The organism is Methylobacterium sp. 4-46 (genome assembly GCF_000019365.1).
Taxonomy (GTDB): Bacteria; Pseudomonadota; Alphaproteobacteria; order Rhizobiales; family Beijerinckiaceae; genus Methylobacterium.
The window spans coordinates 537737-559399 of record NC_010511.1 but is presented as its reverse complement, the minus strand read 5'-3'; the positions used below and the strand labels follow the sequence as shown (position 1 = coordinate 559399).

The following is a 21663-nucleotide window of genomic DNA, read 5'->3' as shown; positions in this document are numbered from 1 at the left end:
GTGAGCGTCGTGCGGGTCCCGATCGAGCGTCCGGCCGTCGCGCGCAGCGAGGCGGGACGGCCCGGACGCGATCCGGGTCTGGACCTGACCGGCGATCGGGCCGATAGCGAGACCCGACGCCCCGCCACACGAGACGGTCGCCCGATGGAGTCCTCCGACGCGCTGATGGCGCGATTCCTGGCCCTGCACCCGCGCACGATCGACCTGTCGCTCGGGCGCATCGAGCGCCTGCTCGCCGCCCTCGGCCATCCCGAGCGGCGCCTGCCGCCGGTCATCCACGTGGCCGGCACCAACGGCAAGGGCTCGACCATCGCCACCATGCGGGCGATCCTGGAGGCGGGCGGCCTCTCGGTCCACGTCTACACCTCGCCCCACCTCGTGCGCTTCCACGAGCGCATCCGCCTGGGCCAGGTCGGCGGCGGGCGCTTCGTGGCGGAGGACCGCCTCGCGGACGCCTTCGCCCGCTGCGAGGCGGCCAATGCGGGCGAGCCGATCACGGTGTTCGAGATCACCACGGCGGCGGCCCTCCTGCTCTTCGCCGAGTGCCCGGCCGACGTGCTCCTGCTGGAGGTCGGCCTGGGGGGCCGCGTCGACGCCACCAACGTGATCGACCGGCCGGCCGCCGCCGTGGTGACGCCGATCGGGCGCGACCACGCGGAATATCTCGGCGATACCGTCGAGGCGGTGGCGGGGGAGAAGGCCGGCATCTTCAAGCGCGGCTGCCCGGCCGTGATCGCGCCGCAGGATTACGCCGAGGCCGACCGGGTGCTCTGCGCCCGCGCGGAGGCGCTGCGGGCCGCGCCCGTCCTGGTCGGCAACCAGGATTTCTCGGTGCACGAGGAGCGCGGGCGCCTCGTCTACCAGGACGAGGAGGGGCTGCTCGACCTGCCGCGCCCGCGCCTCGCCGGGCGCCACCAGATCGTCAACGCGGGCACCGCCATCGCGGCGCTGCGGGCGGCGGGATTCGGCGATCTCGGCACCGCCGCCTTCGAGGCCGGCCTCAGCCAGGTCGATTGGCCGGGGCGCCTGCAGCGGCTCGGGCGCGGGCGCCTGCCCGGCCTGATGCCGGCCGGCAGCGAGCTCTGGCTCGACGGCGGCCACAACGTCGATGGCGGGCGCATCCTGGCGGCCGCGATGGCGGACCTGCAGGAGCGCGGCGACGCGCCCCTCGTCCTCGTCACCGGGCTCCTCGGCACCAAGGACGCGGAGGGGTTCCTGAAGAACTTCGTCGGGCTCGCCCGCGCGGTCGTGGCCGTGCCGATCAGCGGGCAGCTCGCCGCGCGGCCCGCCGAGGAGGTCGCCGCCATCGCGGCCTCGGTCGGCCTGCCTGCCACAACCGCTCCGAGCATCGAGGCGGCCCTCGTGGCCCTGCAGGACCGGGCCTGGGAGGCGCCGCCGCGCGTGCTGATCTGCGGCTCGCTCTACCTCGCGGGCGCCGTGCTGACCGCGAACGGGACGCCACCGGTCTGATACGATGTCCGGTTGATGGCTTCGCCATCTCCCCTTTCGGCAATGCGGATGTCGGCGTCGCTCAGGCGCCGCGCGGGCTTGGGATCCGGGATCCGCTTCGATCAAGCGGATCCCGTATGAGAACGGGTCCCGCCCGCTTCCGCTCTGTCAATAGAAACCCGTTCTTCTCCGGCCGTTCACGATTTCCGCGCCGCCGCCGCCCGCGTGCTCGCCCGCGAGATTGATGCTCCGGGTTGTGGCTTTCGGGAGATCCTGTGGCGCATGCGCTACATCGGGCCCGGCCGGAATGGTCTAGCTTGTCTCCCGATCGGGGAACCTGCTGGGGACCATCATGAAGAGACTTCTGAGTGCGTTTGCTGCTTTCACTGCGCTGACCGCGGCCGCTTCGGCGGCCGATCTGCCGCGCCGCGTCGCTCCTCCGGTGATTGCGCCGGTTCCGGTCTTCACCTGGACGGGCTTCTACGCCGGTTTCAACGCGGGCTACGGGTTCGACGCGAGCAGCACCAACCCTGACGTGATCGTCCTGACCCGCGACCCGCGCGTGGTCGCCGGCCCGGCCGGCTCGGCCCTCGCCATCGGCTGGACGGGCGACCGCAACACCGAGGGCTTCAGCGGCGGTGGCCAGATCGGCTACAATTACCAGTTCACGCCCGGCGCGGGCGTCGTGGTCGGCATCGAGGCGGACGCGCAGTACGTCGACTTCGGCCGCAACCGCAACGCCTTCTCGTTCGCGATCCCGAACCAGCCCGGCGCTCAGTTCAACGGCGCCAACGGCCTGCGCCTGTTCGACCCGCGCGGCCTGTCCGGGCTCGATTACTTCGGCACCGTGCGCGGCCGCCTCGGCTACGCCTTCGACCGCGTGCTGTTCTACGGGACCGGCGGCTTCGCCTATGGCGGCGGTGGCGGTACCAATTTCGGCCTGCCGAACACCGACGATTTCCAGACCGGCTGGACGGCCGGCGGCGGCATCGAGTACGCGCTGCCCACCGACTCGTTCCTGAACTTCTTCCGGTCCTCGGCAGTGACGCTGAAGGTCGAAGGTCTCTACGTGAACCTCGACCGGAACCGCCGCAACGGCGCCTACGCGTTCGACAACGCCGGCGTGATCGTCGCCGGCCTGCCGAACTCCATCATCCTGAGCAACACCGCCGGCTTCCCGGCGGTTGGCAACCTCGCTCGCCGCAACACGGAGTTCGCGGTGGTCCGCGCCGGCCTCAACTACAAGTTCGGTACCTGGTAGGATCGGGCGACAGCCCGGTTGCGGGGAAGCCCGGCCTCTCGGCCGGGCTTTTCCGTTGAGGGGGCATGAAAAAGAAGCCCGGCCTCTCGGCCGGGCTCGCTGCGGATCGCGCGGGCGCCGCGATCAGGCGCTGGCGGACTGGATCCAGCGCGACAGGTCGCCCTTCGGCGCCGCCCCGACCTTCTGGCTGGCGAGCTTGCCGTCCTTGAAGATCATCAGGGTCGGGATCGAGCGGATGCCGTATTCCGAGGCGATGCCGGGATTCTCGTCCACGTTCACCTTGGCGATCTTCACCCGGCCCTGCATCTCGCTCGAGATCTCCTCAAGCGCCGGCCCGATCGCCCGGCAGGGACCGCACCACTCGGCCCAGAAATCGACGACGACGGGCTCGGACGCTTCGAGGACATCCTGCCTGAAGCTCGCGTCGGTCACCTTCACGGTTGCCATCGCAAAACCCTTGTTTGTCCGGGACGCGGCAGACCCGGCCTCATCCCGCGTCCGCGCAACGTAGGAAGCCGGGAGGGCCCGATCAAGCGCGCACGGCCACGCTTGCCCGGGATCCCCGTGCGCCGTCGCACATCCGGGCGCCGGCCGCCCTTGCCGTGACGAAAGTCCATCAAATGAGGCAAGCTTAGGTTGATTTCCGCAGGAGGATCGTCAAAATTCACCGCGGGGCCAACGTCTCTGCGGACCGCTCATCCCCCCTTCGCGGCCCGATGAGATCCGTCCTGCGGAGGATAACGTCGGTTGGGGGAAAGCCTGATGCTGGATGCGCTGCAGGAATTGCGCGAGGTCAACCGCTGTTACTCGCGTGGGATTTGCTTGCCGTGCGGACCGAACTGATCTGGACCCATACGGCAGCGGCTGCAATCCTCGGGTTGAGCTTTCTCTCGCTCGCGGTCGGGCTGATGCTGGTCCTGACCAGGCGTCCGGACCTGAGGGTCCGGGTGCTCTCCTGGAGCATCGGCGCCTTCCTGCTCGCCTGCGCGGCGGCGCAGCTCGCCGAGGCCTGGACGGCGTGGAGTCCGGGGACGCCGCTGGTCCCGGATGGCGGGATCGAGGCACCGGCCAAGGTTCTCGCCGCACTCGCCGCGCTGCCGCTGCTCGCCTGTCTGCGGCGGTTCCTGGCCGCTGCCGCGGCGCTGCCCTCGCCGGAGGACCTGCGCCGCCTCGACCGCGACCTCGCCGCCCGCACCCGCGAGCGCGACGCGGCCGAGGCGGCGAGCGCCGCCAAGAGCGCCTTCCTGGCCCGCGTGAGCCACGAGATCCGCACGCCCCTCAGCAGCATCCTGGGCTTCACCGATCTCCTCCTCGCCGATCCCGACCGCTCGCCCGAGGATCGGCGCCGGCTCGACATCATCCAGGTCTCGGGTTTCGCGCTGCTCTCGCTCGTCAACGACGTCGTGGACGTCTCGAACATCGAGGCCGGCAAGGTCGCCCTGCGCAGCGAGCCCTTCGACCTGCACGCCCTCGTGGAGACGAGCCTCGCCATGGTGAGGCCCGCCGCCGAGGCCAAGGCCCTCAGCCTCTCGGTCGAGATCGCGCCGAACGTGCCCGCCCGCGTGCGCGGCGACGCGGACCGGGTGCGCCAGATCCTGCTCAACCTCCTCGGCAATGCGGTCGCCTTCACGGCGGCCGGCGCGGTCGGCGTCAGCCTGCGCTGCGAGGAGGCGGTGAGCCGGCGCGGGCGCGTCACCCTGGCGGTCAAGGATACCGGGCCGGGGATCCCGCCGGAGCGCCAGGCGACGCTGCTGTCGCAGGACGGCCCCGACCCTCCGCGGGTCGGCAGCAAGGGCCTGGGCCTGGCGGTCTGCCGCAGGCTGGTGGCGCTGATGGGCGGGGAGATCGGCTTCGAGAGCCACGAGGGCTACGGGTCGACCTTCTGGGTGCGCCTCGACCTGGAGCCGGTGGCGCCGGCGCCCGCCGCCGCCCCGCCGGAGCCCGAGCCCTTCCTGGCCGCTCCCCGCATCCTCCTGGTCGAGGACATCCCGGCGAACCAGAAGCTCGTGCGGCTGATCCTGGAGGAGGAGGGCTACGCCGTCGACACCGCCTCGAACGGCGTCGAGGCGGTGGCGATGATCCGCTCCGCACCCTACCGCCTCGTGCTGATGGACGTGCAGATGCCGGCCATGGACGGCCTGACCGCGACGCGCCGGATCCGCCAGATGGGCGGGCCCTCGGGGCGGATCCCGATCGTCGCCATGACCGGCCACATCCTGCCCCGTCACCTGGAGGCCTGCCGCGAGGCCGGCATGGACGACGTCATCGCCAAGCCCTTCAAGCGGGCGGAGCTGACCGCCGTGATCGCCCACTGGACCCTGCTCGAGGGCGAGCGCGCGCGGCCCCCGGGCGGCGCGGCCCTCGCCTCCTCGGCGGGGTAGCGGGCGCCGGTCCCCGCCCCCGGGACGCGGCTCATCCGTTCGGGTGAGGCCGGGCGGTTCGGACTGGACAAGGCGACGCGGCCGAGTAGCATTGGCGCCGCTTTCACGAGCGACACTCCGATCAGCCCCGCTGCGCCCCCGCCAGCGGGGCTTTTTCGCGGCCTCGCGCGGCGCCGCCCGCCGCCGCACGTCACCCCCGGCCCGGGCAGCCCGAACCGTGCCCGCGGGGCGCCGCCGAAGCCCTTGCGCCGACCGCCGATCGGCCCTACTTTGCATTGCAAAGCAGCCCTGCCGGGGGGCTCGCGGGACGCCTCGATGCCGTACCAGACTGACAGGGACCTCGACCGGGCCCTCGCCGACATCGTGGCGATTCGCAGCCAGATCGCCCGCGACACGCATTTCCGCGGCCTCGGCCCGGCGACGATCGCCGCGACGGGCGGGATCGCCCTCCTCGCCGCCGGGCTCCAGGCGCTCTGGCTGATGCCGGTCGGGGCGCTCGCCTACCTGCTGTACTGGATCGCGGTCGCGGCGCTCGCCGTGGCGCTGATCGGCGCCGAGGCGGTGACGCGCTCGCGGCGCCTGCATTCCGGCCTCGCGGACGCGATGATCGGCTCGGCGGTGGAGCAGTTCCTGCCCGCCCTCGCGGCGGGCGCGCTGGTCGCCCTGGTGCTGGTCCGGGTCGCGCCCGACAGCCTCTGGCTGCTGCCGGGGCTCTGGCAGGTCTTCGTCAGCCTCGGCCTGTTCGCCGCGACCCGGACGCTGCCGCGGGCGGTCTCGCTCGCGGGGGCGTGGTACCTCCTCGCCGGGCTCGCGGGGCTGGTCGTGGCGGCCGGAACCCGCGACCTGTCGCCCTGGGCGATGGGACTGCCCTTCGGCATCGGGCAGGTCCTCCTCGCCCTCATCCTCCATCTCACCTGCCGGGATGCCGATGTCTGAGCCGAGCGGACGCTTCTCCTACGAGGGCCTCGACCGGGTGATCCACGAGCGGGCGCGGCTGAGCGTGCTCACCTCCCTGGTCACCCACCCGGACGGCCTCCTCTTCGCCGACCTCAAGCAGCTCTGCGGCCTCACGGACGGCAATCTCAGCCGGCACCTGCAGGTGCTGCAGGAGGCGGGCCTGGTGGAATTGCGCAAGGGGTACGCCCAGAACCGGCCCCAGACGGTCTGCCGCCTCACCCCGGGCGGGCGCCGCCGCTTCCTCGACTACCTCGCGGTGCTGGAGCAGGTGGTCCGCGACGCGGCCGAGGCGCTCGACGAGGCGCCCGCGGCCTTCGGTTCCCTGCGCCCCTGAGGGCGCGCCCTCCCGTCCTTCCCCGCTCCTCAGACGCATCGCCCGGAGACTTTGTCGTGCAAAGTTCTTGTTCCCAGGGGGGCGGCCTCCACGTCGCGATGATCATGGACGGGAACGGGCGCTGGGCCACGGCCCGGGGCCTGCCGCGCAGCGCCGGGCACCGCGCGGGCGTGGAGGCGATCCGCCGGGTGGCGGAGGCCGCGCCCGATCTCGGCGTGGGGACGCTCACGCTCTTCGCCTTCTCGTCGGATAATTGGCGCCGGCCGCCCGCGGAGGTGGCGGCGCTGATGGGTCTCCTGCGCCGCTACCTGCGGCGCGAGACGGAGCGCCTCGCCCGCACCGGCACGCGCCTGACCGTGATCGGCCGCCGCGACCGGCTGCCCGCGGGCCTGCCCGGGGCATTGGCGCGGGCGGAGGCCGAGACCGCGGGGGGCGCGCGCCTGCACCTGCGCATCGCGGTCGATTACTCGGCCCGCGACGCGATCCTGGCGGCCGCCGCCGGCGCGCCCGGTGCCGATGTCGGGGCGGAGAGCCGGGAGGCCTTCGGGCGCCGGCTCAGCGGCGGGGTGCCGGACGTGGACCTGATGATCCGCTCGGGCGGCGAGAAGCGCCTCTCCGACTTCCTGCTCTGGGAATGCGCCTACGCGGAACTGCATTTCACCGACCGGATGTGGCCCGATTTCGGCGGGGACGACCTGGCGGCGGCCCTGCGCGACTTCACCCGGCGCGAGCGGCGCTTCGGGGGGCTCGGGACGGTCCCGGCCGCCGCCTGAGGGCAGGTGGCGCGGGAGGCGGGCTGGGGTAGAAGACCCTGAGACCGCCTCCATCGGGATTGCCATGCCGCTCTACGCCCTCGACGCCCACCATCCCCGCCTCGCCGACCCGGCCCGGGTCTGGATCGCTCCCGATGCCCAGGTGATCGGGCAGGTGGAGATCGACCTCGACGTGAGCATCTGGTTCTCGGCGGTGCTGCGCGGCGACAACGAGCCGATCCGCCTCGGGGCGCGCTGCAACATCCAGGACGGGGTGGTGCTCCACACGGATCCGGGCTTCCCCCTGGAGATCGGCGAGGACGTCACGATCGGCCACAGGGCCATCGTGCACGGCTGCACCGTGGGTGCGAATTCCCTGGTCGGCATGGGCGCGACGCTGCTCAACGGCGCCCGGATCGGCCGCAACTGCCTCGTCGGCGCGAACGCCCTCGTGACCGAAGGCAAGGAATTCCCCGACAACAGCCTGATCGTCGGCGCGCCCGCCAAGGCGGTGCGCAGCCTCGACGAGCAGGCGGTCGAGGGACTGCGCCTCGCCGCCGCGCGCTACGTCGCCAATGGCCGGCGCTACGAGGCGGGGCTGCGGCGCCTCGACCCCTGAGCGGGGCGGCGGCGCTCCCCGCCTCAGCCCCGATCGGTGTGGGCGAGCCGCGCCGCCAGCGCCTCCGGCAGGCCCCGACTCTCCTTCGCGGGCGGGCGGCTGAGGGCGCCGGACGCGGCCTTGCGGGGCCGCAGCGCCACCGCGGCCTCGGCGAGCTTCACGGCCGCCACCACCTGATCGACCACCGGCACCGGGACCCGCTCGCGCACCCGCGGCCCGAGCCCCGAGAGCGGCGCGCCCGCGAAGATCAGCACGTCGGCGCCGTCCTCGCGCACCGCGGCCTCGGCCAGGGCCACGAGTTGGTCCTCCTTCTCCGCCTGCACCCCCGCCAGGGAGGCGAAGCGCCCCTCGATCGCCCGGATCGCGGCGCAGCGCGCCGAGAGCCCGTGCATCGCGACGCAGTCGCGGTACCAGGGCAGCAGCCCCTGCGCGAAGGTGACGATGCCGAAGCGCCCGCCCAGCAGGCAGGCGCTCAGCATCGCGGCCTCGGCGAGCCCGATCACCGGGATGTCGAACAGCTCGCGGGCGCCGACCAGGCCCGGATCGCCGAAGGCCGCGAGGATCGCCGCGTCGATCCCCGGCCCGGCCTCCGCCAGCATCTCGAGGGCGATGGCGCCGCCGATCTGCGCCTCGGCCCGGTTGGCGATGTAGGGCACCCCCCGCGGCGCGGTCGCGGCCACGATCTCGGTGCCGGGCGCCGCGGCGGCGGCGGCGGTGTCGCGCATCAGCGCCGTGACGTCGCGGCTGGTATTCGGGTTGAGGAGGAGGAGGCGCATCGCTCAGGCCGCGTCGGAGCGGGACAGGGCGGCGAGCAGGGCCGCCCCCGTATGGGAGACGTGCTCGGCGAGGAGCAGGCCGGCCCGGGGCCCGTCGCGGGCCACCAGCGCCGCCAGGATCGCCCGGTGCTCCGCCACCGACTCGCTCCAGCGGCCGTGGCTGTCGAGGGCGCGCCGCCGGGCGATCTCGGCCCGGGCGTGCAGCGCCTCGTGGGCCTCGCGCAGGGGCGGGTTGCCGGCGCAGGCCACGATCAGCGCGTGGGTCGCGTGGTTGGCGGCGAAGTAGGGGGCGATCTCCCCGTTCCGGTGATGCGCCTCGATCGCGGCCTGGAGCGCCTGCAAGCGGTCGAGGTCGTCCCGCCCCATCCGCTGCGCCGCGAGCTCCGCCCCCGCCCGCTCGATCCAGGCCAGGGCCTCGAACAGCGCCCGGACCGCCTCCGGATCGAGGGCGGCGATGCGGGGCGAGCGGTTGGGCCGCAGCTCCACGAGGCCCTCCATGGCGAGGAGCTTCACGGCCTCCCGGAGCGGCGTGCGCGACACGCCGAGCGCCTCCGACAGCTCGGTCTCGACCAGCGGCGCCCCGGCCGGGAGCGCCCCCTCGACGATCATGGCGCGCAGCCGCCGCACCGCCTGCTCGTGCAGGGAGAGGCGGCCGGACCCGGCGACGGGGCCGAGGAGGGCGGGCTTGCGGGGGCGTCCGCGCGGACGCCGGACCTGATCCATGGAGGGGACCTCGCGGGGTGACGCCCGAGCATAGCGGCTCGCCGGCCGGGCGGGCGCATCAATTGCGGGCATGTTCTGGCGCTTGCGCCGCCATTTAGCACGAATTGCATGCAATGACCGAAAAATCCGTTGCGGCCGGCCGCGGAGCCGATCAGGCTCCTGCGGGAGCGGCGGATCGGCCGCTGCGGCAGCCCCCGAGGTGTCCCGTGCTCCGGCATCGTTTCGGTCTCGTCATGGTGGCGGCCCTCTGGGCCTGGTCGGGCGCGGCCACCGCGCAGGACGGCGCGCCGGTGCGGCTCGGCTACGCGAAATGCGCCCATTGCCTGCCGATGGCGCTGATCCCGGATCTCGCCAAGGAGCTCGGCAAGGAGCTCGGCAAGGGGGTGACGGTCGAGGCGACGGGCTTCAATTCCGGCAACGACGTCCTCACCGCCCTGGTGGCCAAGAGCCTCGACGTCGCGCAGGTCACCTACCTCCACTACGTCACCGCCCTCGACAAGGGCTTCGACCTCGTCGCGGTGGCCGGAGAGGTGAATGGCGGCTCGGAATGCCTGTCGACCAAGGGCCTCAACCTCGCGGCCGAGGACTGGGCGGGCCTCAAGGCGCTGGTCGAGGCCCGCAAGGCGGCCGGCACGCCGCTCAAGGTCGCGGCCTCGCGCGGCAACGCGCAGGACATCCACATGCGCGGCGCCCTCCTCAAGCAGGGCATCAATCCCAACCGCGACATCCAGTTCGTCAACATCCCGAACCCGTCCGACCACCTCGCGGCGATGCAGCGGGGCGAGGTCGACCTCGTCTGCTCGGTGGAGCCCTTCGCCTCGCAGATCCGGATGGCCGGGGCCGCGAACCACTTCGTGCTCCCCTACGACCAGGCGGCCGGCAAGCTCACCAACCTGATCGTCACCCGCTCGGACGTGATCAAGGCCCGCCGCGCCGCCGTGCAGGCGGTGGTCGATGCCGACGTCGCCCTCGTCGCCAAGCTCCAGGCGGATCGCGGCGTCTGGGTCGACGTGATCAACCAGAAGACCGGCCTATCCAAGGACGTCGCCGCCGAGGCGCTCAAGAACGCCGAGCCCGACTACCGCATGTACCGGGCCCGGACGCTCGCCATTGCCGAGATGATGCGGGACCTGAAGTACATCAGCCGCGACGTGTCGAAGGAGGTGGAGGCCAACATGGATTACTCCTTCCTGGAAGCGGCCACCAAGCAGAGCCGCGATGGCCTCGGCCACTGACCTGCCGCGGCCGGCCTCGGCCCTGCGCCTGCCGCCCGGGGCCGTCCTGCGACGGCGCCTCGCCGGATGGGCCGAGCGGGCGGCGCTGCCGCTCGTCCTTGTCGCCGGCTGGGAGGCCTTCGCGCGCTCGGGCGCGCTGCCGCCCGCCCTCCTGCCGGCGCCCTCGGCGGTGCTCCACGCCCTGGCCGACTGGATGCTCGGCCTCGACGAGAGCACCCAAAGCTCCTCGGGCCACTGGCCCTCGGACGCCCTCGCCAGCCTGTCGCGGGTGCTGGCGGGCTACGCGATCGCGGCGCTCTGCGGCGTCGGGCTCGGGGTGGCGATCGGCTGGTGGCGCCTCGTCGAGCGCACCGTCGAGCCGACGCTGCAGATGCTGCGCCCGATCCCGCCCGTCTCCTGGATCCCCCTCGCGATCATCTGGTTCGGCATCGCCGACAGGCCGGCGATCTTCCTGGTCTTCCTCGGGGCGTTCTTCCCGATCCTGATGAACACGATCCACGGCGTGCGCTCGGTCGACCGCAACCTGATCCGCGCCGGGGCGATGATGGGAGCGAGCGAGCGCCAGCTCCTGGCGCGGATCGTGCTGCCGGCCGCGCTGCCCGCCATCGTCTCGGGGCTGCGCATCGCCATCGGCTCGGCCTGGATGCTCACGGTCACGGCCGAGATGGTCGCGGTGAAGAGCGGGCTCGGCTACGTGCTGTGGGATTCCTACTACTTCCTGCGCTACGACATCGTGCTGGCGGCGATGATCTCGATCGGGCTGCTCGGCTACCTCTCCGATCTTTGCCTCAAGGCGGTGGCGGCGACGGTGCTGCACTGGCAGCGCGGCACCACCGTGCAGGGCCGCTGAGCATGAGTGCGATCGACCTCCTCGACGTCCGCAAGGTGTATCGCGACCGCGACGGCCAGGACCTCGTCGCCCTGGAGCGGACCCGCCTGTCGCTCGCGGCGGGGGAGTTCCTGTGCCTGCTCGGCCCCTCCGGCTGCGGCAAGTCCACGCTCCTGAACCTCGTCGCCGGCTTCGAGGCGCCGAGCTCGGGCGAGATCCGGGTGGCGGGCCGGTGCGTCGAGCGGCCGGGCGCCGACCGCGGCGTGGTCTTCCAGCAGCCGACGCTGATGCCCTGGCTCACCGTGATCGACAACGTCGCCTTCCACCTCACGCTGAAGGGCGTCGGCAGGGCGGAGCGCCGGGAGCGGGCGCAGGCCTATCTCGACCTCGTCGGCCTGCGCGGTTTCGAGCGGCACTACCCGGCCGAATTGTCGGGCGGGATGAGCCAGCGGGTCGGGATCGCCCGGGCGCTGCTGATGAACCCGGCCGTGATCCTGATGGACGAGCCCTTCGCCGCCCTCGACGCCCAGACCAAGAGCGAGATGCAGGAGGAGCTGGTGGCGATCTGGGAGCGGGTCGGCGCGACCGTGATCTTCGTCACTCACTCGGTCGACGAGGCGCTGGTGCTCGGCACCCGCGTCGCCGTGATGAGCCGGCGGCCCGGCCGCATCCGCGAGGTTCTGCCCTTCGACGCGCCCCGGCCGCGGGACGTGACCAGCCCGGCCTTCAACGACGTGAAGCGCCACGTGCTCGGCCTGATCCGCGCGGAATCGGCCCGTCCGCCTCGGGCCGCCTGATGCGGCTCGGGATGCTGACGCCCTCGTCGAACACGCGGCTCGAACCGGCGACCGCCGCGATGCTGCGGGACCTTCCCGGCGTGACGGCCCATTTCTCGCGCTTCCGGGTCACGGCGATCTCGCTCGCGCCGGAGGATCTCGGCCAGTTCGACGCGGAGCCGGTCCTGGCGGCGGCGGATCTCCTGGCCGACGCCAAGGTCGACGTGGTGGCCTGGAACGGCACCTCGGCGGCGTGGCTGGGCTTCGACCGCGACGAGGCGCTCTGCGCCGGGATCGAGGCGCGGACCGGGATCGCGGCCTGCACGGCGGTGCTGGGCTTCCGCGACGTCTTCCGCCGCGCCGGCCACCGCCGGATCGGCCTGGTGACGCCCTACCGGGGCGACGTGCAGGCCCGCATCCGCGCAAACTGGGAGGCGGCGGGCTTCGCCTGCGCGGCCGAGCGGCATGCGGGCCTCTCCGACAACTTCTCCTTCGCGGCTCTGCCCGAGGGCGACCTCGCCGGCATGGTCCGGGCGGTGGCCGCCGAGGGCGTGGAGGCGGTGGCGATCGTCTGCACCAACCTGGACGGGACGGCGCTCGCCCCCGCCCTGGAGGCGGAGCTCGGCCTCCCGGTCTACGACTCGATCGCCGTCACGCTCTGGGCGGCCCTGCGCCGGGCCGGGGCCGACCCGGCGCCGCTCGCGCGCTGGGGGCGGCTGTTCGCGCCTTGTACCAACGGCTCAGGATGCTGACGCAGCGGGCCGTCGCTCCATCTCGAATTTTCGATTTCAAGCCAGAGGCTTGGTGAACCAGAGGCTTGGTGAACCAGAGGCTTGGCGAACGAGAGGCTTGGCGACAATTCGAGTGCCGCACCACCGGTCATGAGAAATGACCGGCGGCATTGGGCGGGATGGCCCCGCAGCGCCGGCGCGCCACCCATGATTGATCCGTCGACGCAGGATCGAGCCGGATCGCCCGATGCGGGAGCGAGCGGCCTCGGCATCGGCCGATCGCGCGTCCCGGGCGAGGCCGGGTCGCGCGATCCTCAGCCCCGCTTCGCCCCGACCGCGGCGGGTGGGGCCTCGCCCGGCAGCACGAAGACCTGCCCCGGATAGATTCGGTTGGGGTTGCGGATCTGGGCCTGGTTGGCGCCGAAGATCACCGTGTAGCGCACCCCCTTCCCGTAGGCCTTGCGGCTGATGCTCCAGAGATTGTCCCCGCGGGTGACCGTGGCCGTGCTGACCGCGCTCACGAACACCGTGGAGGGGTCCGGTATCCGCCCGGAGGCCGGCCCGGCGGCGGCGAGGGCGGCGGGTCCCGCGGGCGCGATCGCCGCGTCGACGGCCGGGGTCGCGGGGCCGGGGGGCGCGGGCGCCGCGGCCGGGGAGGGCGCCGGATGGCCCGCCGGCTTCGGCGGCCCGGCGGGGGCGGGTCGCGCGGCGGCCACCACCGGCGCGGCCTCCACGCTCGGCGGGACGGCGAACTTCACTTCCGAGCGCGTCCTCACCGAGCCGGTCGCGGGGTCGACCTGGTCGATCCGCACCCGGTAATCCCCGGGCCGCACCCCGCGCCCGATCGAGAAGGCGACGCGACCGTCGGATCCCGTCCGGCCGGGCGCGATCAGCGTCTCGTTGAGGTAGAGCCGCACATTCGTCTGCGGCGCCCCCTGCGCGCTCACGAAGAGCTTGCCGCCGGTCTCGGCGTCGACGCTGGCGATGCGGATCGGCGTCGTCCCGGGCGGCGGGGCCGCCGGGGCCTCCCGCGCCGCGGCGACGACGGACGGCGCGGGCTTCGGCGCCTCCTCCGGCTGCGACAGCACGGTGGTCGGCTGGCCGGGAGCGCTCACGGCGACGAGCGGCTTGCTGGCGGCGTTCGCCGCGACCGCGACGACGGCGCTCTCGGGTCCCGTCGTGCGGGTGCCGTCCGGCGCGACGCTGCGCAGGCCGATCGCGTGGCTGCCGGGCGGCAGGGCCGGGGGCACGAGGACGAACTGGCCGCTCGCATCCGCCTGCGTGCGGGCGAAGACCTCGCCGTCGCGCAGGAGCTCCACCTGCGCCTCCGGCGCCGCCCGGCCGGCCACCACGCTCTCGCCGGTGGGCTCCACCCGGATCACGTCGAAGCTCGGGGCGCGCGGCGCCGCCGAGGGCGGCCAAGTGGACGGCAGCGCGGAGGGCGGCGCGGAGGGCGGCGCGGGCGGGGGCGCCAGGGCCGCCTGCTGCTCGGCCGCCGCGCCGGGGGCGGCGGGTTCGGGCGCGTCCCTCGTCGACAGCATCCGGTTGCCGCTCGACACGATGCCGATCAGCACGATCCCGCTCACGAGCCCGATGCCCGCGAGCGCCACGCCTCGCCGCAACTCCGCCGTCATGGCGTTCCACTCCTGGTCGCGCCGGCTTCAGGGTCGGCGCGCGGCCATTCGCCTCCTGGTCGACAACGCTGGTCGATCGCCGCCATATTATCAGGCATGTCCGGAAGACACCAAGCTGCGGAACCTTGCGGAGGTGGACCGGATCTTGCGCCGCCCCGCGGCCGGCCCCCGGACCGTCCGGGCGCCGGCGCGGCAGCGGAACGCGGAGCATTGATGCGGACGGTTTGCGTGTATTGCGGCTCGGGCTTCGGCACCGACCCGGTGTTCCGGGAGGCCGCGCGGGCCCTCGGCCACTCCCTCGCGGAGGCCGGGATCGGCCTCGTCTACGGCGGCGGCAATGTCGGGCTGATGGGCACGGTGGCGCGGGCGGTGCTCGACGCGGGCGGGCACGTCACCGGCATCATCCCGGACTTCCTGAAGTCGCGCGAGCGGATGCTCGACGACGTGCAGGAGACGATCGTCGTGCCCGACATGCACACCCGCAAGCGGCTGATGTTCGACCGCTCGGACGCGTTCGTGGCCCTGCCCGGCGGCATCGGCACCCTGGAGGAACTCGTCGAGCAGATGACCTGGGCGCAGCTCGGCCAGCACGCCAAGCCGATCCTGCTCCTGTCGGTGGCGGGGTTCTGGGCGCCGCTCCTGGCGCTGCTCGACCACATGCGCGCGAAGGGCTTCATCCGCGAGGGGCTCGACCTCAACTACCTCGTCGCCGAGCGCCCCGAGGCGGTGGTGGGGATGCTGGAGAGCGCCCTGCGCGCCCATCCGCCCCGGCCCGAGGCGGACGCCCTCATCGAGGAGCGGTTCTGACGGCGCCGCGGCGTCGGGGCGGGGTGGCATTCCCCCTCGGGCCCGGGCGCCGACCCGGCCGGGGAGGGGCCCCGCTTCATCCGACATCCGGTTGATGGCTTCGCCATCTCCGATTTCGGCCATGCGGATGTCGGCGTCGCACAGGCGCCGCGCTCAGGCGCCGCGCAGGCTGGTGATCCGGGATCCGCGTCGATCAAGCGGATCCCGCCTCACCCCTCCACGGTCCAGGTCGTCGTCCCGTCCTTGTTGTCCTTGACGGTGACGCCCATCCCCGCGAGCGCGCCCCGCAGGCGGTCGGACTCGGCCCAGTTCTTCGCCGCGCGCGCGGCCTTGCGCGCGGCGATCAACCCCTCCACGGCCGCGACGTCGATCCCGGAGGCCGCCACCGCCGCCTCGGCCCGGGCCGAGCGGGTCGCGCCGAGCAGCCCCATCAGCCCCGCCCCGGCCTTGAGCGCCGCCGGATCCTCCAGCCTGTGCAATTCGCCGAGCGCGGCCGGCGTGTTGAGGTCGTCGAGGAGCGCGTCCCGCACCCCCTCCGGCACGGCGGGCGCGGGGCCGAGGTCCCCGACGCTCTCGTACCAGCGCTCCAGGGTGCGGCTCGCCTCCTCCAGCGCCCGGAGCGTCCAGTCGATCGGCTGGCGGTAATGGGTGCGCAGCATCGCCAGCCGCACCGCCTCGCCGGGCCAGTCCGCCAGCACCTCCCTGAGGGTGACGAAGTTGCCGAGCGACTTCGACATCTTGTCGCCCTCGACCTGCAGGAAGCCGTTGTGCAGCCAGACATTGGCCATCACCGGCGTGCCGAAGCAGCAGCGCGACTGCGCGACCTCGTTCTCGTGGTGCGGGAAGACGAGGTCGATGCCCCCCGCGTGGATGTCGAAGGTCTCGCCGAGATGCCTCCACGACATGGCCGAGCACTCGATGTGCCAGCCAGGACGGCCCGGCGCCGCGATCCCGCACGGGGAGGGCCAGGCCGGCTCGCCCGGCTTCGAGGGTTTCCAGAGCACGAAGTCGAGGGGCGAGCGCTTGTAGGGCGCCACGTCCACCCGCGCCCCCGCCTCCATCTCGTCGAGGGGGCGCCGTGAGAGCGCCCCGTAATCGGGCATGGAGGGCACGTCGAACAGCACGTGATCCTCGGCGAGGTAGGCGTGGCCGGCGGCGACGAGCCGCTCGATCATCTGCGCCATCTCGGCGATGTGGTCGGTCGCCCGCGGCTCGATGAAGGCGGGGCGCGCGCCCGGCCGGTTCACGTCCTCGGGCATCAGCACGCCGAGCCGGCGCAGGTCCGCGTGGAAGCCCGCCAGGGTCTCGTCCGTCAGGGTGCGGATCGAGACGCCGCGCTCGGCCGCCCGCGCGTTGATCTTGTCGTCCACGTCCGTGACGTTGCGGACATAGGTGACCGCGTCGGCCCCGTAGAGGTGGCGCAGCAGGCGGAAGAGCAGGTCGAAGACGATGATCGGCCGGCCGTTGCCGATATGGGCCGCGTCGTAGACGGTCGGGCCGCAGGCGTACATCCGCACCCGGGACGGGTCGATCGGGGCGAACGGCTCCTTGGCCCGCGTGAGCGTGTTGTAGAGGCGCAACAACGGGGCCATGAAACCCTGCTCCCTGGGATGATGCGGCGGCGCGGTCGGGCGCGCCCGCGGCGCTTCTAACACATTGGCCTGCCGGAGATCCCCCCGGCCCAATCGCGATCCGCGCCGGATCGGGCGGGTCATCCGTTTCCGGCCGCTGTTGCAGCCGCGAGACGCCGCGGACGGCCGAACCGGGTTAGCCCAGCTCGGCACGGTTTTCGAGCCGCCGGCGACGGGCGCGGGCCACCCGCCCAAACCCTTCTCCGCCCTCCCGCCCGCCGGCCGTGCGCGGGTTCCGTTTAGCCTTTGTTTACCGACGCCTCCGAGTGTCGGTTGCCAAAGCGTTCCGATCCAGAAGGCAATCCCATGCGTCGCTCCCTCGCCGCCCTCGGCCTCGTCGGTCTCCTCGCGCTCGCCGGCCCCGCGCTGGCCGCTGGATCGGAGGCGGCGGCGGCGCCCGGGGCGGAGAAGACCTTCCTGATCCCGTCGAGCGACGGCTACGGCGTCGCCGAGTGCCTGAGCACCGGCGGCGGCGAGTGCGGCCAGGTGGTCGCCGATGCGTGGTGCGAGTCCCAGGGCTTCGCCAAGGCCGCCTCCTTCGGGGCCGCCGCGCAGGACGAGTACACGGGTGCAATCGACACCCCGTCGGCGCCCGTGAGCCGGCCCGCCGACCGCCCGATCCGCATCACCTGCCGGGATTGACGCGGGTCGTCATCCGACATCCGACGGATTGCTGCGCCATCTCCCATTTCGGCCATGCGGATGTCGGCGTCGCTCACGCGCCGCGCGGGCTTGGCATCCGCTCTCCGGACGTGATCGTCCGGACAGCGGATCAGCCCTTCAGGAAGTCGCCGCATTTCGGCGGCGGCTCGGTGCCCCACGGCATCAGCGGCACCGTCGAGGTCGAGTTCTTGGGCGAACCCTCGATCAGCTTGTCGGAATAGACCATGTACACCAGGGTGTTGCGCTTGGCGTCGCAGCCCCTGACGATCTGCATGCTCTTGAAGATCAGCGAGCGGCGCTCGCTGAACACCACTTCGCCCTGGGTCAGCTTGCGCTTGAACTGCACCGGCCCGATCTGCCGGCAGGACAGCGAGATGTCCGAGACCTGCTCGGCGAGCCCGAGCGTTCCCTTGATGCCCCCGCGCTCCGGCAGGGTGTAGTGGCAGGCCACCCCCCCAACGTCCGGATCGTCGATCCCGTAGACGACGAGCTTGTCGTTCGGCGTCAGCGGCCGCCAGACCGTGGACTTGTCGAAGATGCGGTCGGGCTCTTCCGCCCGCGCCGCTCCGCCGAGACCTGCGAGCATTCCCGCCGCCAGCGCCACCCGCATGAGACTCCGCCGCCACACCATTCCCGGATCCCCGTCAAACCAACGTTAAGGCATGTAGGAAGGCTGTTGCCGAACGGCGAGGGCGGTTAGAACAGCCAAGTCTCGCGGCGTCGATGCGGGACGCCGCCGGCTCGGCCTCCGCGGCCGAGCCCGCCCCCTGTCAGATCCATCGCCGGAACGCCATGACGCTGTCCCGCCTGCTCGCCCGGCTCCTCGCCGGGATCGTCGCCGTGGCCGCCCTCGTTCAGGGTGCCTGGGCGGAGCCGAACGCCGCCGCCTGCCAGCGCTTCCGCGCCGAGCTCGCCAACCTGCAGCGGGAGTCGAACCGCGGCCAGGTCGAGGAGATCCAGCGCCTCGTCGCCTACCGCAGCTCCATCGGCTGCGAGGGCGGGCGCTTCCTGTTCTTCGACATGCGCCCGCCGCAATGCGCCCAGGTCGAGCAGCGGATCCGGGCCCTCAACGCCGGCTACGGGGCGGGCAACACGCAGGTGGCGGATGCCCGGCGCGAGCAGCTCGTCGCCGCCGTCAAGGACTCGTGCACGGGCCTGCCGGCCGCGGCGAAGCTGGCGGACGGCTTCGCCCGCGGCGGCGGCCACGTGATCTGCGTGCGCCTGTGCGACGGCGCCTATTTCCCGATGCCGAACCTGCCGGACGGGCGGGAGGGCGCCGACGAGATGTGCAAGGCCCTCTGCCCCGGCACCGAGGCCGCCGCCTACTCGATGCCGGCGAGCGACAACGGCCTCAAGGACGCGGCCGCGATCCAGACCCGGCGCGCCTACGCGGCGCTGCCGAACGCCTTCAAGTTCCAGAAGACCTTCGTGCCGAACTGCTCCTGCCGGGGCCAGGGCCAGACCTGGGCGCAGGCCCTGGTGAAGGCCGAGAGCATGCTGGTCCAGCACAAGGGCGACATCTTCGTCACGCCGGCCCAGGCGGAGGCGCTCTCGCGGCCGAAGGTCCGCCTCACCCTCGTCGGCCGCGCCGACCGCTCGGCCGCGGTGGTGGCCGCCTCGGCCGCGGCCCGCAACGGCCTGGAGGAGCCGCCCGGCGCCGAGGCGCCGGCGACGCCCGCGGCGAAGCCCGCCGGGCCCGACGAGAGGCCCGCCGTGCGGGTGATCGCGCCGACGATCATCCCGGTCCCGATCCAGGCGCGCATCGACGGGCCCCAGGCGGCGGCGCCGGCGAGCCCGGCGCCCGGGACCGAGCCCGTCGCCACGCCCTGATCCGGGGCCGCGCGACCCGCGTCCCCGGGACGGTCGGACGCCGCAGCATCCCGCGGCCCGGACCGCCGGCCGATTGGGCGAAGGACGCGTCGCCGGACCAGGCCAGCGGTCGCTTCTTCTCACGACCGCCGGTACGACGCGCGTCCTCCGGCGCGAGCGCGGCCCGGCCGAGGGCGGGCGTCATTACGCCATCCGGTTGATTGCTTCGCCATCTCCCATTTCGGCAATGCGGATGTCGGCTTCGCTCAGGCGCCGCGCGGGCTCGTGATCCGGGCTCCGCTTCGAGCAAGCGGAGCCCGGATCACGCCCCGCCCGCCCCGACATCCCGCGGCGCCAGTTCGGCCGCCGGCGCCTCGCGCGCCGCGCCCGGCCGCCGGGCGAAATCCGGCACCGCCTCCGCGAACACCGCCTCGGCCGCCGCGCGGTCGGCCTGCGCCACCGCCGCGCGCAGCCGCTCGAGCCAGCGCGCGAGCTGCGCCCGGTCGGCGAAGACGGGCTTGGCCGCCATGACCCCCTCGATCCCGTCGAGGGTCACCATCGGCTCGTCGCGGGCGAAGAGGATCTCGTTCAGGCGCTCCCCGGGCCGCGCGCCCGTCACGGCGATCTCGATGTCGAGGCCCGGCTCGAAGCCGGCGAGGCGGATCATGCGCTCGGCGAGGTCGCGGATCCGCACCGGCTGGCCCATCTTCAGCACGTAGACGGCGGCGCGCTGGTCGCCCGCCCGCGGGTCGCGACCCTCGCGGTCGGCGTGGGAGGCGGCGGTGAGCACGAGGTCGCAGGCCTCGCGCACGGTCATGAAGTAGCGCACCATCTCGGGATGGGTGACCGTGACCGGCCCGCCGCGGGCGATCTGCGCCTTGAACACCGGCACCACCGAGCCGACCGAGCCGAGCACGTTGCCGAAGCGCACCGCCACGAGCCGCGCCGGCCCGCCGGCCGCGTCGAGGGCCTGCGCGTACATCTCGGCGAAGCGCTTGGTGACGCCGAGCTGCGAGACCGGCTCGATCGCCTTGTCGGTCGAGATCATCACCAGCGCGCGGGCGCCCGCCGCCAGCGCCGCGTCGGCCACGTTCACCGAGCCGAACACGTTGGTCTTGATGCCCTCGGTCCAGTCGCGCTCCAGGTAGGGCACCTGCTTGAGCGCGGCGGCGTGGAAGACCGCGTCGGGGCGGAACGCGCGCAGGACGTGGAAGAGCCGCTCCCGGTCGCGGATGTCGGCGATGACGCCGCTCACCTCCGCCTCGCTCTCGGCCAGGGCCGGCCGCGTCAGCACCCCGTGCAGGGCGGGCTCGGAATTCTCCACGACGAGGAGCGCCGAGGCGCCGAAGGCCACGGCCCGGGCGCAGATCTCCGAGCCGATCGAGCCGCCGCCCCCCGTCACCACGACGCGCTGGCCGGCGAGGAAGCGCTCCAGGCGCGGCCGGTCGATCGGGACGGTCGGGCGCAGCAGCAGGTCCTCGATCTCGAGGGGCGCCAGTTCGGCGTCGCGCAGGCCCTCGCCGAGGGTGGTCACGCGGGCGAGCGGCAGGCCGAGGCGGCGGGCGCGGGCGAGGAGCCCGTCGGGATCGGCCTCGGGTGTGAGGGCGTTCGGCGTCGCCACGAGGCGCCGCACCGCGACGCCGCGGGCGGCGAGGTCCGCCACGACCTGCTCCAGGTCGGCGAAGGCGCCCAGCACCGGCACGCCGCGCAGGCTCTGGCCGCGATCCTCGGCCCGGGGCGAGAGGATGCCCTGGGCCGCGAGCTTGCGCACCGTCCCGGCCTCGATGGCGCGCAGCACCACCTCGATCTCCGCGCCGCGGCCGAGGAGGAGCGCGGGCGTCGTCGCGGCGCGGGCGTGGCTCTGGCGCGAGCGGCTGTATTTCAGGTAGCGGAAGGCGACGCGCGGGCCGCCGAGCAGGAAGAGCTGCAGGACGAAGTAGAGCCCGATCGCGATCTTGCCGAAGAAGTAGATCCCGAACAGGGCGGGCGAGACCAGCGCGTAATCCAGGAGCAGCAGCGACAGGGCCAGGACGGCGACCGCCCGCACGATGGCGGCGAGGTCGGGGAGCGAGGCGAAGCGCCACTTGGTGCGGTAGAGCCCGAACCAGCGATAGACGAGCCCGGCATAGAGCACGAAGGGGCCGAGCAGCACCGGCAGATGCGCGAGGCGCTCGGCCAGCCGCGCGTCATCGAAGCGGATCAGGAAGGTGAGCGTGACGGCGAGGGCGGTCGCCACGAGGTCGTGGGCGACGATCGCCGCGCTCTTGAGGGTCGGTCTGCGCATCGGGAAGCCGGC

General features: G+C 73.3%; 21 protein-coding genes. 14 read left to right on the top strand and 7 right to left on the bottom strand.

The window, feature by feature from the left end; genetic code table 11:
• Nucleotides 1-144 precede the first annotated feature (144 nt).
• Nucleotides 145-1470, top strand: coding sequence for a bifunctional folylpolyglutamate synthase/dihydrofolate synthase (locus M446_RS02320; RefSeq protein WP_012330456.1), 1326 nt, complete (start codon nt 145-147; stop codon nt 1468-1470).
• 331 nt (nt 1471-1801) lie between these two features.
• Complete coding sequence (locus tag M446_RS02315) at nt 1802-2710, top strand: outer membrane protein (protein ID WP_012330455.1); 909 nt, start codon at nt 1802-1804, stop codon at nt 2708-2710.
• Between the two features lie 123 nt (nt 2711-2833).
• On the opposite strand, the gene trxA is transcribed toward M446_RS02315, so the two are convergent.
• Nucleotides 2834-3157, bottom strand: a complete 324-nt coding sequence (gene trxA / locus M446_RS02310; protein WP_012330454.1) for a thioredoxin — start codon at nt 3155-3157, stop codon at nt 2834-2836.
• Nucleotides 3158-3588: 431 nt separating this feature from the next.
• Between trxA and M446_RS02305 the strand changes: the two genes are divergently transcribed.
• The 5 genes from M446_RS02305 (at nt 3589) to M446_RS02285 (ending at nt 7753) form a co-directional block, all read left to right on the top strand.
• On the top strand, nt 3589-5091 hold the full coding sequence (locus M446_RS02305) for a response regulator (RefSeq protein ID WP_050777456.1): 1503 nt from the start codon (nt 3589-3591) through the stop codon (nt 5089-5091).
• 315 nt (nt 5092-5406) lie between these two features.
• Entirely contained in the window at nt 5407-6027 is a 621-nt protein-coding gene (locus M446_RS02300) for a hypothetical protein (RefSeq protein ID WP_012330452.1), read from the top strand.
• Nucleotides 6014-6382: a transcriptional regulator gene (locus tag M446_RS02295; protein WP_415926898.1), complete on the top strand. Its 369-nt coding sequence runs from the start codon at nt 6014-6016 to the stop codon at nt 6380-6382. Before M446_RS02300 ends, M446_RS02295 begins: the two co-directional genes overlap by 14 nt.
• 56 nt (nt 6383-6438) lie before the next feature.
• Nucleotides 6439-7155: a di-trans,poly-cis-decaprenylcistransferase gene (locus M446_RS02290; protein WP_012330450.1), complete on the top strand. Its 717-nt coding sequence runs from the start codon at nt 6439-6441 to the stop codon at nt 7153-7155.
• A 64-nt stretch (nt 7156-7219) separates the two neighbouring features.
• A complete protein-coding gene (locus M446_RS02285; protein WP_012330449.1) occupies nt 7220-7753 on the top strand; it encodes a gamma carbonic anhydrase family protein in 534 nt (177 codons plus the stop codon).
• 23 nt (nt 7754-7776) lie between these two features.
• Here M446_RS02285 and M446_RS02280 read toward each other — a convergent pair whose 3' ends face one another.
• Both M446_RS02280 and M446_RS02275 read right to left on the bottom strand, forming a co-directional pair.
• The gene (locus M446_RS02280) at nt 7777-8529 is read right to left on the bottom strand and encodes an aspartate/glutamate racemase family protein (RefSeq protein ID WP_012330448.1); all 753 of its coding nucleotides are present in this window, start codon (nt 8527-8529) and stop codon (nt 7777-7779) included.
• 3 nt (nt 8530-8532) lie between these two features.
• The gene (locus M446_RS02275) at nt 8533-9252 is read right to left on the bottom strand and encodes a GntR family transcriptional regulator (protein ID WP_012330447.1); all 720 of its coding nucleotides are present in this window, start codon (nt 9250-9252) and stop codon (nt 8533-8535) included.
• Between the two features lie 233 nt (nt 9253-9485).
• Between M446_RS02275 and M446_RS02270 the strand changes: the two genes are divergently transcribed.
• Genes M446_RS02270 through M446_RS02255 form a run of 4 tightly spaced genes read left to right on the top strand, consistent with a single transcriptional unit; the run spans nt 9486 to nt 12844 of the window.
• Entirely contained in the window at nt 9486-10487 is a 1002-nt protein-coding gene (locus M446_RS02270; RefSeq protein ID WP_043700745.1) for an ABC transporter substrate-binding protein, read from the top strand.
• Nucleotides 10471-11337 (top strand): ABC transporter permease, encoded by an 867-nt coding sequence (locus M446_RS02265; protein WP_012330445.1) that lies wholly within the window; start codon nt 10471-10473, stop codon nt 11335-11337. Before M446_RS02270 ends, M446_RS02265 begins: the two co-directional genes overlap by 17 nt.
• 2 nt (nt 11338-11339) lie before the next feature.
• Nucleotides 11340-12113 carry an ABC transporter ATP-binding protein gene (locus M446_RS02260; protein WP_012330444.1) on the top strand — a complete coding sequence of 258 codons (774 nt, stop codon included), beginning with the start codon at nt 11340-11342 and terminating at the stop codon, nt 12111-12113.
• Nucleotides 12113-12844, top strand: a complete 732-nt coding sequence (locus tag M446_RS02255) for an aspartate/glutamate racemase family protein (protein ID WP_012330443.1) — start codon at nt 12113-12115, stop codon at nt 12842-12844. Before M446_RS02260 ends, M446_RS02255 begins: the two co-directional genes overlap by 1 nt.
• Before the next feature lie 293 nt (nt 12845-13137).
• Here M446_RS02255 and M446_RS02250 read toward each other — a convergent pair whose 3' ends face one another.
• A complete protein-coding gene (locus M446_RS02250; RefSeq protein WP_012330442.1) occupies nt 13138-14457 on the bottom strand; it encodes a LysM peptidoglycan-binding domain-containing protein in 1320 nt (439 codons plus the stop codon).
• Between the two features lie 213 nt (nt 14458-14670).
• On the opposite strand from M446_RS02250, the gene M446_RS02245 reads away from it, so the two are divergent.
• Complete coding sequence (locus tag M446_RS02245) at nt 14671-15264, top strand: TIGR00730 family Rossman fold protein (protein WP_012330441.1); 594 nt, start codon at nt 14671-14673, stop codon at nt 15262-15264.
• A 209-nt stretch (nt 15265-15473) separates the two neighbouring features.
• On the opposite strand, the gene cysS is transcribed toward M446_RS02245, so the two are convergent.
• Complete coding sequence (gene cysS, locus M446_RS02240; protein WP_012330440.1) at nt 15474-16856, bottom strand: cysteine--tRNA ligase; 1383 nt, start codon at nt 16854-16856, stop codon at nt 15474-15476.
• A 345-nt stretch (nt 16857-17201) separates the two neighbouring features.
• On the opposite strand from cysS, the gene M446_RS02235 reads away from it, so the two are divergent.
• Complete coding sequence (locus M446_RS02235; RefSeq protein ID WP_012330439.1) at nt 17202-17537, top strand: hypothetical protein; 336 nt, start codon at nt 17202-17204, stop codon at nt 17535-17537.
• Nucleotides 17538-17667: 130 nt separating this feature from the next.
• On the opposite strand, the gene M446_RS02230 is transcribed toward M446_RS02235, so the two are convergent.
• Nucleotides 17668-18189, bottom strand: a complete 522-nt coding sequence (locus M446_RS02230) for a CreA family protein (RefSeq protein ID WP_018262787.1) — start codon at nt 18187-18189, stop codon at nt 17668-17670.
• A gap of 161 nt (nt 18190-18350) precedes the next feature.
• Here M446_RS02230 and M446_RS02225 point away from each other — a divergent pair, with 161 nt between their 5' ends.
• Entirely contained in the window at nt 18351-19388 is a 1038-nt protein-coding gene (locus M446_RS02225; RefSeq protein WP_415926897.1) for a DUF2865 domain-containing protein, read from the top strand.
• A gap of 301 nt (nt 19389-19689) precedes the next feature.
• Here M446_RS02225 and M446_RS02220 read toward each other — a convergent pair whose 3' ends face one another.
• Complete coding sequence (locus tag M446_RS02220) at nt 19690-21651, bottom strand: SDR family NAD(P)-dependent oxidoreductase (protein WP_012330436.1); 1962 nt, start codon at nt 21649-21651, stop codon at nt 19690-19692.
• Nucleotides 21652-21663 lie beyond the last annotated feature (12 nt).

Bases quoted from the DNA above. Each gene is read 5' to 3' on its own strand.
- M446_RS02320 (WP_012330456.1), top strand. From the start codon at position 145: ATGGAGTCCTCCGACGCGCTGATGGCGCGATTCCTGGCCCTGCACCCG.
- M446_RS02315 (WP_012330455.1), top strand. From the start codon at position 1,802: ATGAAGAGACTTCTGAGTGCGTTTGCTGCTTTCACTGCGCTGACCGCG.
- trxA (WP_012330454.1), bottom strand. From the start codon at position 3,157: ATGGCAACCGTGAAGGTGACCGACGCGAGCTTCAGGCAGGATGTCCTC.
- M446_RS02300 (WP_012330452.1), top strand. From the start codon at position 5,407: ATGCCGTACCAGACTGACAGGGACCTCGACCGGGCCCTCGCCGACATC.
- M446_RS02295 (WP_415926898.1), top strand. From the start codon at position 6,014: ATGCCGATGTCTGAGCCGAGCGGACGCTTCTCCTACGAGGGCCTCGAC.
- M446_RS02285 (WP_012330449.1), top strand. From the start codon at position 7,220: ATGCCGCTCTACGCCCTCGACGCCCACCATCCCCGCCTCGCCGACCCG.
- M446_RS02280 (WP_012330448.1), bottom strand. From the start codon at position 8,529: ATGCGCCTCCTCCTCCTCAACCCGAATACCAGCCGCGACGTCACGGCG.
- M446_RS02275 (WP_012330447.1), bottom strand. From the start codon at position 9,252: ATGGATCAGGTCCGGCGTCCGCGCGGACGCCCCCGCAAGCCCGCCCTC.
- M446_RS02270 (WP_043700745.1), top strand. From the start codon at position 9,486: ATGGTGGCGGCCCTCTGGGCCTGGTCGGGCGCGGCCACCGCGCAGGAC.
- M446_RS02265 (WP_012330445.1), top strand. From the start codon at position 10,471: ATGGCCTCGGCCACTGACCTGCCGCGGCCGGCCTCGGCCCTGCGCCTG.
- M446_RS02260 (WP_012330444.1), top strand. From the start codon at position 11,340: ATGAGTGCGATCGACCTCCTCGACGTCCGCAAGGTGTATCGCGACCGC.
- M446_RS02255 (WP_012330443.1), top strand. From the start codon at position 12,113: ATGCGGCTCGGGATGCTGACGCCCTCGTCGAACACGCGGCTCGAACCG.
- M446_RS02250 (WP_012330442.1), bottom strand. From the start codon at position 14,457: ATGACGGCGGAGTTGCGGCGAGGCGTGGCGCTCGCGGGCATCGGGCTC.
- M446_RS02245 (WP_012330441.1), top strand. From the start codon at position 14,671: ATGCGGACGGTTTGCGTGTATTGCGGCTCGGGCTTCGGCACCGACCCG.
- cysS (WP_012330440.1), bottom strand. From the start codon at position 16,856: ATGGCCCCGTTGTTGCGCCTCTACAACACGCTCACGCGGGCCAAGGAG.
- M446_RS02235 (WP_012330439.1), top strand. From the start codon at position 17,202: ATGCGTCGCTCCCTCGCCGCCCTCGGCCTCGTCGGTCTCCTCGCGCTC.
- M446_RS02230 (WP_018262787.1), bottom strand. From the start codon at position 18,189: ATGGTGTGGCGGCGGAGTCTCATGCGGGTGGCGCTGGCGGCGGGAATG.
- M446_RS02225 (WP_415926897.1), top strand. From the start codon at position 18,351: ATGACGCTGTCCCGCCTGCTCGCCCGGCTCCTCGCCGGGATCGTCGCC.
- M446_RS02220 (WP_012330436.1), bottom strand. From the start codon at position 21,651: ATGCGCAGACCGACCCTCAAGAGCGCGGCGATCGTCGCCCACGACCTC.